General features: G+C 34.1%; 9 protein-coding genes and 1 tRNA gene. 8 read left to right on the top strand and 2 right to left on the bottom strand.

Going from position 1 to position 13,851, the window contains the following annotated elements:
- Positions 1 to 195 precede the first annotated feature (195 nt).
- The 6 genes from ACJBCC_RS07080 to ACJBCC_RS07055 all read left to right on the top strand — a co-directional run bounded on the left by ACJBCC_RS07080 (position 196) and on the right by ACJBCC_RS07055 (position 11,670).
- Positions 196 to 6,048, top strand: coding sequence for a PKD domain-containing protein (locus ACJBCC_RS07080; RefSeq protein ID WP_407556776.1), 5,853 nt, complete (start codon positions 196 to 198; stop codon positions 6,046 to 6,048).
- Between the two features lie 6 nt (positions 6,049 to 6,054).
- Positions 6,055 to 7,059 carry a PorP/SprF family type IX secretion system membrane protein gene (locus ACJBCC_RS07075; RefSeq protein WP_407556775.1) on the top strand — a complete coding sequence of 335 codons (1,005 nt, stop codon included), beginning with the start codon at positions 6,055 to 6,057 and terminating at the stop codon, positions 7,057 to 7,059.
- 319 nt (positions 7,060 to 7,378) lie between these two features.
- Positions 7,379 to 7,525 (top strand): hypothetical protein, encoded by a 147-nt coding sequence (locus ACJBCC_RS07070; protein ID WP_407556774.1) that lies wholly within the window; start codon positions 7,379 to 7,381, stop codon positions 7,523 to 7,525.
- A gap of 126 nt (positions 7,526 to 7,651) precedes the next feature.
- Positions 7,652 to 8,014 (top strand): hypothetical protein, encoded by a 363-nt coding sequence (locus ACJBCC_RS07065; RefSeq protein ID WP_407556773.1) that lies wholly within the window; start codon positions 7,652 to 7,654, stop codon positions 8,012 to 8,014.
- A gap of 524 nt (positions 8,015 to 8,538) precedes the next feature.
- Positions 8,539 to 10,116: a T9SS type A sorting domain-containing protein gene (locus tag ACJBCC_RS07060; protein ID WP_407556772.1), complete on the top strand. Its 1,578-nt coding sequence runs from the start codon at positions 8,539 to 8,541 to the stop codon at positions 10,114 to 10,116.
- A gap of 108 nt (positions 10,117 to 10,224) precedes the next feature.
- Positions 10,225 to 11,670 carry a hypothetical protein gene (locus ACJBCC_RS07055; protein WP_407556771.1) on the top strand — a complete coding sequence of 482 codons (1,446 nt, stop codon included), beginning with the start codon at positions 10,225 to 10,227 and terminating at the stop codon, positions 11,668 to 11,670.
- Positions 11,671 to 11,729: 59 nt separating this feature from the next.
- Here the strand turns inward: ACJBCC_RS07055 and ACJBCC_RS07050 are convergent.
- A tRNA-Met gene (locus tag ACJBCC_RS07050) sits at positions 11,730 to 11,803 on the bottom strand.
- Between the two features lie 182 nt (positions 11,804 to 11,985).
- Between ACJBCC_RS07050 and ACJBCC_RS07045 the strand changes: the two genes are divergently transcribed.
- Complete coding sequence (locus tag ACJBCC_RS07045) at positions 11,986 to 12,378, top strand: START-like domain-containing protein (protein ID WP_299100907.1); 393 nt, start codon at positions 11,986 to 11,988, stop codon at positions 12,376 to 12,378.
- Positions 12,379 to 12,444: 66 nt separating this feature from the next.
- Positions 12,445 to 13,296 (top strand): aminotransferase class IV, encoded by an 852-nt coding sequence (locus tag ACJBCC_RS07040; RefSeq protein ID WP_407556770.1) that lies wholly within the window; start codon positions 12,445 to 12,447, stop codon positions 13,294 to 13,296.
- Here ACJBCC_RS07040 and ACJBCC_RS07035 read toward each other — a convergent pair.
- Positions 13,293 to 13,847 carry a YqgE/AlgH family protein gene (locus ACJBCC_RS07035; protein ID WP_299100911.1) on the bottom strand — a complete coding sequence of 185 codons (555 nt, stop codon included), beginning with the start codon at positions 13,845 to 13,847 and terminating at the stop codon, positions 13,293 to 13,295. The two genes, ACJBCC_RS07040 and ACJBCC_RS07035, sit on opposite strands and share 4 nt — an antisense overlap.
- Between the last annotated feature and the right edge of the window lie 4 nt (positions 13,848 to 13,851).

The raw sequence follows: 13,851 nt of genomic DNA, 5'->3' as shown, positions 1-13,851 counted from the left end.
ATTATGTAAAATCTTATCTTAATTAAATAATCGTCTAATCCATGATTCTATTAAGTTGATAATGTACTTCTTAGTGCTTATGATGTATTTGATAGAGTAAAATTAAATCTTGTCGAAAAACATGCGATTTTGATGTCTTCAATATTAGATTTTATTACATTCAAAGCTTATTAAATAATTAGCTATCATATATTTATGGGGAAAATAAAATATAGCCTATTATTAGTCATTGGTCTTGTGTTTGGACTATTAGGTGGTTATAATATTATAGAAAAGGTAACAGAAGAATCAAACATTATAAAATCTTCTAATTTATTTCCAAGTGCTACAATTAGTGGGGGTGGTGTTACCGTTTGTCAAAATGAAGAGCCAGCGCCACAAATTACCTTCACAGGCTCAGCAGGTACACAACCTTATGTTTTTAGTTACCGCGTAAATGGAGGAGCTATTCAAACAGTTTCTACAACAGGAACAAACAATTCGGTAAATATTGCCGCAGACATTAGTAATGTTGGTACAGTAACTTATACGCTAGTAAGTGTTGAGGATGATGTACCAGAAATATCAAATATAAACGAAAGTGTACAGTTAACGGTTATTCAATCACCAGACGGAAATTTAGGAGGTACAGGTTCTGGTACAACATTTAATGGCTTGCCAGTTTTTAGGCAATGTATTAATTCAGGTTCAGAATTTACGTTTACAAATTTATCTTCTACACCTGCACTTAATACGAGTTACACCATAAATTGGGGAGATAGTTCACCAGATTTTACTGCGAACAATTGGTCTAGTACAACGCATAGTTATGGCGTAGGTATCTATAATTTAACCTATACCATAACAGGCAGTAATGGCTGTGATACGGTTACCGATTACACAGTTTTTGTTGGTTCTAATCCAGCAGTGTCGCTAGGTAATCCTGGTAATACAGATATTTGTAATATAAACCCTTTAACGTTTCCTATAACGGGAACTGAAAATAATCCACCAGGAACGACTTATACTGTCACTTTTAATGACGGTTCTGCTCCTGAAGTATTTAGTCATCCGCCTCCAGCTAGTGTCACACACTCGTTTGATATGTCATCTTGTAATACCACGAGTTCTGATGGTACTAACACTTATGAAAACTCATTTTCGGCAATTATTGTAGCCTCTAATCCTTGTAGCACATCTTCAGTTGGTGTAGTACCAATTTATGTTTCTATTGCTCCAGAAGCTAGTTTTACTGGTGATGATGTTGTATGTACAAATCAGCCAGCATGTTTTGAAAATACATCTATAGGTGACGAAAATAATGGATTAGGTAATTCTTGTGATAACAGCCCTAATATTATATGGGAAGTAACACCTGCAACAGGTTTTACCGTGTCTAGTGGTTCAATGGGAAATGATTTTGGAAGTAGCGATCCTAGTCTTTGGTTAGCCGGCTCTGATAATATATGTTTTAATTTTACTCAGATTGGAACATATGAAGTGAAATTAAGAACAGGTAATCGTTGTGGTATGGATGATATCATTAGAACCATTTGTGTAGAAGATGATTTAGTTCCTATGTTTTCAACAAATGTTTCTGAAGGCTGTATTCCGCTTGAAATAAATACAACTAATACTACAGACGAATCTAATAGCTGTGTAACGCCAACTTATTTATGGGAAGTAAATTATACTTCAGAATTTTGTGGAACTACAGCAACTTGGGCTTATACTAATGGAACGGATGAAACCACAGCCAGTCCATCATTTCAATTTGATACAGCTGGAACTTATGAACTAGTGATGACGGCAACTAATTCTTGTGGCGACTTTTCAACATCACAATTTATTGAAGTAAGGCAACCACCAACAGCAATCATTAATGAGGTTGACGATGTTTGTGGAGCGGCAAGTATAAACCCGGTTGCAACGGTAGAAATTTGTGCAGATACATCAGATACTATAACATACAGTTGGTCTTTTCCTGGTGGAACACCTTCAACTTCAAATCTATTAAACCCAGGAACAATAGATTACGGAACAGTTGGTGATTACACCATTTCTTTTAGTATAACTAACGCTTGTGGTACAACAACTGTAACTGAAGATTTTTCTGTTAATGATTCTCCTAGTATAACAAATACAGATGTTTTACAGACTATTTGTTCTGGTGCGTCAACAACAGAAATAAATTTAACAGCAGATAACCCTTTAACTACGTTTAGTTGGGTGTCTAATAGTCCTTCAGGATTAACTGGTTATCTTCCTAGTGGAACATCGAATTCTATTCCTTCACAAACGATTGTAAATTCTACAACGAATAATATTTCATTAATTTACACGGTTACTCCAGAGATTAATGGATGTGAAGGGGATCCTTTAGATTTCGAAATTGTTGTTATTCCTGCACCATTGATTACCACTCAGCCAAGTTCAGATTCGGTATGTCAAAATGGTGTCGTTAATGATTTAACGGTCGCTTTTGATGGTTCTGGTACGCCAAATTATCAGTGGTATCAGAATTCTGTAAATAATACCACATCTGGAACGGCTATTGTTGGTGCAACATCAGATACGTATGCACCACCAACGACAACAGTTGGTACAACGTATTATTATGTTGTTATTTCGTTTTCGACAGGTGGTTGTTCTCAAATAATTTCAGATACTGCTGAGATAGAAATAACAGATCTTACACAGATTGATATACAACCACTAAATACGCAATCGCTTTGTATAGGTGGAAGTTCAGAAGTGTTAGAAATTTCTGTATCAGGAGGTCCAGAAGCACCAACATTTCAATGGTATTCGAATAATGTAAATAGTAATTCGGGAGGAACTTTAATTTCAGGAGAAACAAATGCGACATTTACACCACCTGTTTTTATTACAATTGGTACATATTATTATTATGTAGAAGCAAATTATAACGCCAACGGTTGCTCGGCTTTAACAAGTACAGTTTCAGAAATTGTTGTAGTTGACGACCCTGAAATTACAACTAGTCCAATAACTACTCAGAGCTTGTGTCAAAATTCTAACGCCCAAAATTTAGAGGTTACCGTTTCTGGTGGATTAGGTACTTTGTCTTACCAATGGTATGTAACTGCTGCAAATAATACAACATCTGGTTCGGCTATTTCGGGAGCAACGGGAAATACATATTTACCTCCAACAGATACGGTAGGTACATTCTACTATTACTGTATTGTAACGCAAGATGTTTCTGGCTGTGAAGTTACCAGTGCAACGGCAAAACTTATAATTAGTGCAGGTGCTCAATTTAGTGCGCAACCTATTTTAGATGAATTGTGTTTAGGAGAAACCACGCCAGATTTATTTGTGTCTTACACCAATGGCGCAGGCTCAGCTACCTATCAATGGTATCAGACACCAAATGATGATCCTACATCTGGTATTGCCATTGCTGGTGCAACCTCTTCAATTTATAGTCCAGATGTGAGTACGGTAGGTTCAACATATTATTATGTTATTATAAATTTTAGTACTGGTGGTTGTTCAGAAATTGTGTCAGAAACTGCGGAGATTATTGTTAATGAAACACCAATTATTGATGACTCTTCGGCATTAATTTGTAGTGGCAATGCCTTTGTGTTTATGCCAGATACGAGTAATACAGGAGATATTGTGCCAATAAATACGACTTACACATGGACTGAACCAACGGTTAGTCCTGCAGGCACAATTATTGGAGCTTCAGAACAATTAACAGCTGTATCAACTATTTCTCAAACTTTAGAAAATACAACAACAAACCCTTCAACAGTGACCTACGTCGTTACACCAGTTTCTGGCGATTGTGTTGGTGAAACTTTCAATATGGTAGTGACTGTTAATCCTTCAATATCTGTGTCATCAACTGTAACTAATAATTTATGCTATCAGGTAAATACAGCATCAATTGCTATTGATATTGTTGGCGGTATTCCATTTTTAACTGGTAATCCGTACACGATTTCTTGGTCAGGTCCTAATGGTTTTTCAAGTACAGATGAAGATATTACTAATCTCGAAATTGGGACATATACCTTAAATATTGAAGATGATGGTGGTTGTCCGTTTACGGAATCCTTCGAAATAACAGAACCAGAAGAATTGGTGTTTAGTGCTGTTAATTTTGATCCGGAAACTATTTCATGTTATAATGCTAATGATGGCGAAATTTCAATTGATGTTTCGGGAGGTGTTTTACCTTATGTTTATACTTGGAAATTGAATAGTGCACCATTTTCTTCCGATGAAGATTTAAACAATCTAGGGCCTGGTACTTATGATATTTCGGTTACAGATGCTAATAACTGTGGTCCTATTGCCATGACTTTTGTAATTGTAGAACCAGATGTATTAGACGTCACTTTAGATACTAAAACAGATGTTTTATGCTTTGGTGATGCAACGGGAAGTGTTTTGGTAGATGTTGTTGGTGGACGAACAGACTACGCATATTTATGGACAGGACCTAATGGTTTTACAAGTACAGACGAAGATATAAATACGCTATTTGCAGGTATTTATAACCTAATAGTTACGGATAATTCTGGTTGTACGGACGATTTAGAAGTAGAAATCCTTCAGAATTCACAAATAGAAGTAGACTTAACGGTAACACAAATGCAGTGTTATGGCGACAATGATGCCTCTATAATTATAAATTCAATTTCGGGTGGAATTGCACCATACGAGGTGGCTTGGAGTAATTTTGGATTAGGCATGAGTCAGATTAATTTATCTGGTGGAACTTATACGATAACGATTACGGATGCCGAAAACTGTGAGCGTCAATTTCCAGTAATAATTGAGCAACCACCTGAGTTTTCAATAAGCCCTGTTGTATCACAAATGACTTGTGCTGGCGAAAATGATGCAAGTATTGCGCTTAATTTTGTTGGTGGAATGGAGCCTGTAACTTTGGTTTGGGATGATGATCCTGTTGCAGGTACAGAACGAAATAATTTGGCGCCAGGAACTTATACGGTGTCCATTATTGATGGGACACCTTGTGAAATTCAAGAGAGTTTTACCATTTTTGATATTGTGCCTCTAAGTTTGTCTGCAAATATTTCACATGCTTTAGACTGCGATGATACTAATAGTGGTGACATTAATTTGTTAATAGAAGGTGGAACACCTCCTTTTAGTGTGGTTTGGAGTAATGGTGACATCACTGAAGATTTAAGTAACGTTCCTCCCAATACTTATGTCGCTACAGTTACGGATGCTAATGGTTGTGAAATAGAGGGCAGTTGGGATGTTACTAGATTTGATCCTTTACTTGTTGAGGTTATTGACCAAGTGGATGTAGATTGCGATTCTGCTACAATAGATCAAACGTTTTTGGCTATGGCAAGTGGAGGCGTTCCTCCATTTCAGTTCAGCTGGTCTGATGGAACCGTAAGTGGACTCAACAATGAATTCATGTCTACAGACACCAATGGCTTAGTGGTTTTAGAAGTTATAGATAGTTTAGGCTGTACAGCTAATTATACATTTAATGTAGAAATTGGTGTCTTTGGAGATCCTGGTTTTACGACATCATCTTTTGGATATTTAAATTATGGTTTATACGCCATTGAAGATCCAATTGAGTTTACGAATACTTCAACAGGAAATTTTGAAAGTATTTTATGGGAATTTGGTGATGGTAGTTTTTCTTCAGAAGAAAACCCAACGCATACGTATTATACACCAGGAAGTTATGTAGTCACGCAAACCGTAACCTATGCTTATGGCTGCGTATATGAGCAAATTATAACCTTAGTTATAGAGGAAGGTTATAAGTTGGTTGTGCCAGACGCGTTTACTCCTAACGATGATGGAATCAACGATTTCTTTGCACCAGTATTTGTAGGATTAAGTAGTTTAGAGCTTAACGTATATGATACTTGGGGAAGTTTAATATATAATGAAAAAGGTGATTCTTTGAGAGGATGGGATGGTATGGTAAAAGAAGAAGAAGCCGAAAACGGAAATTATTATTATACTTTTTCTGCTAAAACCTTTTACGGAAACGAGGTAAAACAGCAAGGCGCATTTATATATATCAAATAGAACCGAATGACAATAAAGACAACGATTTCCATTTTAGTAGTGGTTTTATTTGGGTATACTGCACAAGCACAAGATCCAATATTTACGCAATCTAATTATATACAAGAAACCTTAAATCCAGGATTTACGGGTTTTGAAGATAATGACAGAGTCAGTGCTGGATTACTAAGCAGAACGCAATGGCCAAATTTGGACCTTAAAGTTAGTACGCAATATTTTTTTATTAATAAATCTTACGAAAACAGAAATAGTTCTGGTAGTGGTATTGGTTTTAATGCCATGTGGCAAAACGAATCCTTTAGCAATTATAACTTTTATCAAGTTAATATCAACTACATGCATCGTGTTAATCTAAATGGTGGCTGGTTTTTTAGACCAGCATTAGAGGTTGGTTTTGGTCTTAAAGATGTTGGCTTCAGAAGTTTAACTTTAGCAGATCAAATTAATATAAATACAGGTGTTATAAGTCCTAGTTCGGTTGATCCTTTTGGTGCAAATACTGAAAATGTAACGTTTTTTGATGTTACAGGAGGTGTTGTGTTTGAGAAAAACGCTCGGAATGATAATACGTATTGGTTTGGTTTTTCTGCGAAACATCTTAACCGTCCTAATATCTCATTTTTAAGAGACCAGAACGTGCCATTAGATATTTTCTATTCAGTGCATGGTAATTACCGTTTTCCTTTTCTAAATGATTACCGAATAATGATGACAGCCAACTATATGCAACAAGGCGAATATAATCGATTAGATATAGGTTCGTTGTTTCAGGTTAATCAGTTTTTAGTAGGAATAACTGCGGCTACAAATCCGGCAAAAAACGATTCTAACAGTCATTTGTTAACCTCTATAAATAGTTTTATTGGCTTAGAGTATACTAGCTTTAGATTTGGATTATCCTACGATGCTAATATCTCAAAAATCGGACGAACAAATGGTGTTTATGAGTTTTCGGTAACCTATATGTCGCGTTGTCGTAATTGCCCAACGGATCGTAGTCGTAAGCGATAGAAATCTGTTTTTTGATGTATAACAAATAACAATAGACTGAAATTTATTGTTCAAATTTGAACTATAAATTTCATTGAGGGTATCTATTTGAAGTCCTCATGAATTTTACAATCTCCCAATAATATATCAAGAATGAAAATCTCAGAAAGGCTGTCGAAACTATTTAAGATTTAGAATAAATTAGCTCAAATGTTTAGACAGTGGTATTAAAATGTTAATTGAATGTTAAGTTGTTGGTTTGTAGTGGTTTTTATGGTTTTTGAAACATCCAAAGTATAGGTTTTAGACGTATCTTTAGTATTCTTAAATGCTATTAATAATGAAACCATTACAAAACTTTAAAAAGAGACTTCAAAAATTATCCATCGGTAGAGTACAAAACTCACAAAAGGTAAAAAACACAAAGCCAAAAACTTTAATTACTAAGGCGTTCTCTAAAGATGAGGATACGTTTATGTTTATCTAATTTATTTTAAAGTCTCCATAACATTATCGATCTTATATTCTTGAGGTCTTAACCTCTAGTGCTCTAATTCGAAATTGATTTTTGTAAAATAAGAGGTAGCTTTGTGTAAAATATTATTTAAATATAATGCACATAACAGATCTTGTAGGCACGTACACAATAGAAGGTAGCAACCAGAATGAAGATGGTATGGCTTACCAGGGAACATTAAAGTTATCATTAAATGAAAATAATAGACTCAATGCAAAGTGGCTTATAAATAAGGGTCAAGAGCAAATAGGCACTGGTTTTTTTAAAGATAATATCCTTGTAATTAATTTCTTCTACGAGGGTAATGATAACCAAATTTACAAAGGTGTTGCAGTATATAGGTGCTTAACTAAAGATGTTTTAGATGGCTTTTGGTCAGAGAAGCACGGTAATCCTTTGTTTATTGGTACAGAACGTTGTTTTAGAACTGGTACCAAATCGAGTGAAATTCTGAATTAAACAAAAATTTCTATAATTATCAAACGCTGACTTTCAATTTATTAGAAAGTAATCTTGTTAAATGATGCCAATTAAATATTGAATTTGGCTGTTTTGTCCAGAAATTAATCGGTTAACTAACGGATAAAAGACCTTTAAACGCGTATTTTGACGAGATTAAGTAATTATTTGTAAGAAAATAAAACTTAATATTTAAATTTTATTTGTGCTAATTGTACTACAAATTAGAGATTCTAGTATTACGTTTAATTTTCATTACAAATGCGATTTAATTATCGATTGATTTAATTTATTTTTTCTACTTTACTACATTATATTATGTGTTCTGTATTGTTATTCAGGCCTTTTGCAAATTTTTATTAGTATAGCAATATGACATAATAAGTTGAATATAGTTGTGGAAATGTCCTACAAATTTATTCATTTTAACCTGAAAAAAAACAAAATATTTCAACGATTTTTTATGACGAAATTTTAATTAATTAGAATTAATGTGTTTATTGCATGACCCTAATCTCATAAAAATGAAAATATATTATCCTACGCTGTTAGCGTTGGTTATTGGTTTAGTTACCAATGCCCAAGACCTAACAAGTACTATGCATGTCAGTGCAGGTACACCAGTCTATGTGTCTGTAGCAACAACTGTTTCTACTGATCAGATTAATTTAAAATCAACTTCAAATCAATTTTCAACATTATTTCTCAATGAAGACTTAGATCCTTCAATTGTTGTGAACTATGATCGTTATATCAACATTATAGGAACTTTAGGGATGAATGGAGGAAATGATTTAATCTCAATGCCTGTGAAAACATCAGGAGTTGTCACGGTTAATGATTTTTTGGGTTATACAGATGGAACAACCATTAATTCTAGCATTATTCCAAATTCACCGACATTAGAAACAATGTATGCTTTTGGACCTTATAATAATTCAACTCAAAGTTATGAGAACTTTGATACAGCTATAGATGGAAATGTTGAGATAAGAAGAGGCGTAGGTTACAGAGCTGCAAGTCACTCTGGGCAAACTGTGCGCTTTACAGGTTTGGTATCTACACTTACAGAGTCTGTAGATATTTCATCGAATGCTAATGGTTGGAATTTGGTAGGAAATCCCTATCCTACATATTTAAATTCGCTTCAATTTTTATCTCATAATGCAGCAGTGTTAAACCCAAGTGCAACAGCTATTTATGGTTATAATAGTGGTACTTATGTTGGTGAAGGTCCTGGTTCGTTTGGTAACTTTACCGTAATAAATAATTTAACGAACAGTAATAGCATTATAGCGCCTGGTCAAGGTTTTTTAGTGGCTAATAATCCTGATAACCTCAATGGACAAGTAAGTTTTACTATGGCAATGCGATCTTTTAATGGTACTGACGATTTTGTTTTAGGAAGAAGTAGTAGTACGAACGAAATGTTACGTTTAAAGGTCGTAAATAATTCTGACGCGTATGCCACAGAAATATATTTTAACGAAAATTCTACGCGAGGTTTGGATCCAGGATATGATGCAGCTAATTTTGACGGACTTAGCTCTAATTTATTGTTGTATTCTCAACTTGTAGAAAATAATACAGGAGAAAATATGGCCATTCAAAGTCTAGATTTTGATAGCCAAAATAACGTTATTATTCCTTTAGGTTTAAAAGCTAATCAAGGTGAAGAGATTACATTTAGTATCGATTCTATGACATTACCTGATACCTATGATGTTTACCTAGAAGATAATCTTACGAATACATTTACTTTGCTTAACAACGAGAACTATAGCTTTGTGCCACAAACAAATATAGACGGTACAGGTCGTTTCTTTCTTAGATTAGGAACTGACGCACTTTCCATAGATGATGTAGAAGGTAAAAATTTATATATCTCTGCACAAGACCAAACCGTTTATATAAGAGGTTTGCTATTCGCAGATTCTCAAGTATTTATTTATGACATTCAAGGTAGGTTAGTTAATAAAACTAATTTAAAGGAGGGCTCTAATTTAAATTCTATTAGAACTAATAACCTTAGCAGTGGAATCTATGTTGTGAAACTGTCTAATATTATGCACGAGCAAACCGAAAAAGTCATTCTTCGTTAAAAACACAAAACAAACATTTTATATTTTAATAAAGGTAATGTGACATTTATCTAAAGGGTGTCTTAAAAAATCATCCATAAATTTCATTAACCTCTCAAACCCTAACCCATGAGAAATTTTAATTTATTTTTAATTAGTTTATTGATTACCAGTTTATCCTATGCACAAGTAGGTATTGGTACAGAATCTCCAGATGCCTCCTCGTTACTAGATTTAAGTTCAACTTCACAAGGACTGTTGGCGCCTAGAATGACAACTTTAGAGCGTCTTGCGATTGAAAGTCCGGCAGAAAGCCTTTTAGTTTTTGATACAGATGAAACAAGTTTTTTCTATTACAATACCGCATCAACGTCGTGGATTGAAATGTCTGATAATACGAGTGGAAAAAGAGATAATTATAAATTAGTTAAGTCTGCAGACGACTTGGCTCCAGAACTAGCAAGTGGTGGTTCTCGTTATTTGTTAGATACAAATACTTTGTATGAAATTAATGGAACTATATTGTTAACACATCCTATTGATTTAAACGGAGCTTATATTTCAGGACAAGACGTAGGTGAGGATATATTATCGTCCACAGGTGTTGTTTTTGAAGGTAATACAGGTGGAAGTATTAGGAATTTAACGCTTAAGGGAACAAAAGCATTTAATATTAATGGTCCAGGAATAGCTACAGCTACGACAGTAATTGTTCAAAATATTATTGTAGATGGAATGACGACGAGCGTAGGTTCAATCTCTGATATAGGACTTTATTTTGCTAGTATTAATCAATTTCTAAATAATGCAGATGGTATAACGTACTCAAATATAGGTAACTTGTTACTAAACACGCAAGGATGGATGAGCAGTAACAGTGGCACTTTTGAAACATTTGAAGGACATTTTGGTTTTATACAAAAGGCAAGTGGTTTTAGTACTGTAAATGGAGCTGATATTGCATTAGATGTTAGTGATCCAGCGCTTAGCGTAGGTGAAGGTATTTTAAGTGGCACAGTATATTCCGGTACAACGTCTAACGCTTCAGGATATGTAAATGGTTATAGCGTAGGAAGCTATGAAGGCTACAATTTTAATGCAGATTGGACAGTAAATACTCCTGGTCTTCCTTTAGAAACAGATGCTACTGCTACAGGAGATATTAATTTAGATGCCGATGTAGGTAGTGGAGAGTTAACATCGTTTACTGGTACAGGTACAAATTCTAGAATAAAGGTTAACGGGATTACGACCTCAAATAATTTGTTGAGATTTTCAAGAGATGGAGATAATAAAATTATTTATAAAGGTCATAAAACACGTTATTTTCAGGTCGTGTCTTCAGTTTCTTATCAATCCACAGATGATTTTATTTTAATTTTATATATCGCTAAAAATGGTGTTGTTTTACCTGAAACTAAGGTTTATGGGTATTATACAGGATCTGGAATTTTGGCTTTACCTGTCGTGGGAACTGTAGAGTTAGAGACGGATGATTATATAGAGATTTATGCAGAACGCTTTTCAGGTTCGGGTAACATGAGAACTGTTTCATTTAATTTAACGGCTAGATAATCACAATTACTTATATGAAGATTAAAAACCCAGAACAAAAGTTCTGGGTTTTTTTATTGTAGCGAGAACGAGATTTGAACTCGTGACCTCTGGGTTATGAATCCAACGCTCTAACCAACTGAGCTACCTCGCCATATCAATTACACTATATTAGGATTTACATTTTTAGAATTAATACCTGTGCGTAATTGCGGCTGCAAATATAAAAACAAATTCTTCTATAGCAAACAATAAAAACTAAAAAAAATAATTATTAATTTAAACCTTAAGAATCCATCATAAATTGTATATATTGAGCACATAATATTAGCATGTATGGACGATAAAGAAAAATATGAAATGGAGTTTGTGATTCAAGCATCACCAGCTTTACTATATACTTATATATCAACACCTTCTGGCTTGTCAGAATGGTTTGCAGATAACGTTAATTCTCGTGGAGAGTTTTTTACTTTTATATGGGATGGTTCTGAGGAGCAAGCCAAATTATTAAGTAAAAAAAGTGGCGAACGCATTAAGTTTCGTTGGGTAGAGGATGATGAAGACGGACTGCCTTACTATTTTGAAATCCGTATTCAAGTAGATGAAATTACAAAAGATGTGTCGTTGATGATTACAGATTTTGCTGAAGATGATGAAATAGAAGAAGGAAAAATGCTTTGGACCAACCAAATAGGAAGTCTGAAACAAGTTTTAGGCTCTAGATAGCCAGTAAATAACTTATCTAATATATATTTGTCTCGATTTAATTTAAACCTAAATCGAGATTTTTTTATGGTAAATTTTAATGGTTCATTGCTATCAATTGCAGATTCTAAACTTACAGTAAACAATAGAGGTTACAAATATGGTGATGCCTTATTTGAAACCTTAAAAGTGGTTAATGGTAAAATATTCTTTTGGGAAGATCACTACTTCAGGTTAATGGCATCTATGCGTATTTTGAGAATGGATATTCCTATGAACTTTACTATGGAGTTTCTAGAAGCTGAAATCTTAAAAACATTAGAGGCAAACAACTTATTACAAGCCTCTGCTCGTGTAAGACTAAATGTAGATAGAGGTGAAGGTGGTAAATATACACCAGCCTCCAATGCCAAAGTCGGTTATAATATAAGTGTAGAAGCACATGATAATCTATTCTACACTATTGATCCACAAACATCATATATTGTTGATTTATACAAGGACTATTTTGTGGCACCAGGTTTATTATCGGGTTTAAAATCTAATAATAAAGCAATACAAGTAATAGGAAGTATTTATGCAAAAGAAAATGATTTTGATAACTGCTTAGTTCTAAATACCAATAAAAGTGTTATTGAAGCCTTAAACGGAAATTTATTTTTAGTAAAAGGGACGCATATAAAAACACCACCATTAGAAGATGGTTGTTTAAAAGGTATAATGCGAAAGCAAATATTAGAATTGTTATCTAAGGATCTTAATGTTACTGCTGAGGAAGCATCAATAAGTCCGTTCGAACTTCAAAAAGCGGATGAATTATTTGTAACAAACGTTATAAAAGGAATTATGCCTATTACTAAATACCGTAAAAAAGAATTTAAAAATGATTTTGCGCAAAGCCTAATAACAAAGCTAAACGCTAAGTTGAGGTTAGTTTAGTTATAACTCGGATTTTCGGGAGCATTAGACCAAATGCTATAGTCGCCACCGAGTTCTAACATTTTGTCGCGCCAAAAGGAGTTGCAAGATTTAGAGATGATATCATTATTATATACATTCTCTGATATGAGCCAAGCATTAGATTTAAGTTCGTTATCTAATTGTTGTTCATCCCAACCAGAGTACCCTAAAAAGAAGCGTATATCTGATGAAGAAATTTTGCCATTATTGATTAGGTCAATAACTACAGCGAAGTCGCCTCCCCAAAATATACCATTTGATATTTCTACACTATTAGGAATAAGGTCTGGAGATTTATGAATAAAATAGAGATTATCCTGTTCTACAGGACCACCATTATAAACCGGGAATTCAGATTCTGTACCTTCAATAAGATCTTTAAGATTGTACTCTAAAGGTTTATTTAAAATAAAGCCAACCGAACCCAGTGCGTTATGATCTGCTAACAGAATCACCGCACGATTAAATGAAATATCTCCGATAATGGATGGTTCAGCAATTAATAAATTGCCTTTTTCGGGTTTGCTCATTTTG

The sequence above is a fragment of the Winogradskyella sp. 4-2091 genome, assembly GCF_045765065.1.
Classification (GTDB): domain Bacteria; phylum Bacteroidota; class Bacteroidia; order Flavobacteriales; family Flavobacteriaceae; genus Winogradskyella.
This window is presented reverse-complemented; position numbering and strand designations above follow the sequence as displayed.

Excerpts from the sequence above, each read along its gene's own strand:
- ACJBCC_RS07080 (WP_407556776.1), top strand. The coding sequence starts at position 196 with ATGGGGAAAATAAAATATAGCCTATTATTAGTCATTGGTCTTGTGTTT.
- ACJBCC_RS07075 (WP_407556775.1), top strand. The coding sequence starts at position 6,055 with ATGACAATAAAGACAACGATTTCCATTTTAGTAGTGGTTTTATTTGGG.
- ACJBCC_RS07070 (WP_407556774.1), top strand. The coding sequence starts at position 7,379 with ATGAAACCATTACAAAACTTTAAAAAGAGACTTCAAAAATTATCCATC.
- ACJBCC_RS07065 (WP_407556773.1), top strand. The coding sequence starts at position 7,652 with ATGCACATAACAGATCTTGTAGGCACGTACACAATAGAAGGTAGCAAC.
- ACJBCC_RS07060 (WP_407556772.1), top strand. The coding sequence starts at position 8,539 with ATGAAAATATATTATCCTACGCTGTTAGCGTTGGTTATTGGTTTAGTT.
- ACJBCC_RS07055 (WP_407556771.1), top strand. The coding sequence starts at position 10,225 with ATGAGAAATTTTAATTTATTTTTAATTAGTTTATTGATTACCAGTTTA.
- ACJBCC_RS07045 (WP_299100907.1), top strand. The coding sequence starts at position 11,986 with ATGGACGATAAAGAAAAATATGAAATGGAGTTTGTGATTCAAGCATCA.
- ACJBCC_RS07040 (WP_407556770.1), top strand. The coding sequence starts at position 12,445 with ATGGTAAATTTTAATGGTTCATTGCTATCAATTGCAGATTCTAAACTT.
- ACJBCC_RS07035 (WP_299100911.1), bottom strand. The coding sequence starts at position 13,847 with ATGAGCAAACCCGAAAAAGGCAATTTATTAATTGCTGAACCATCCATT.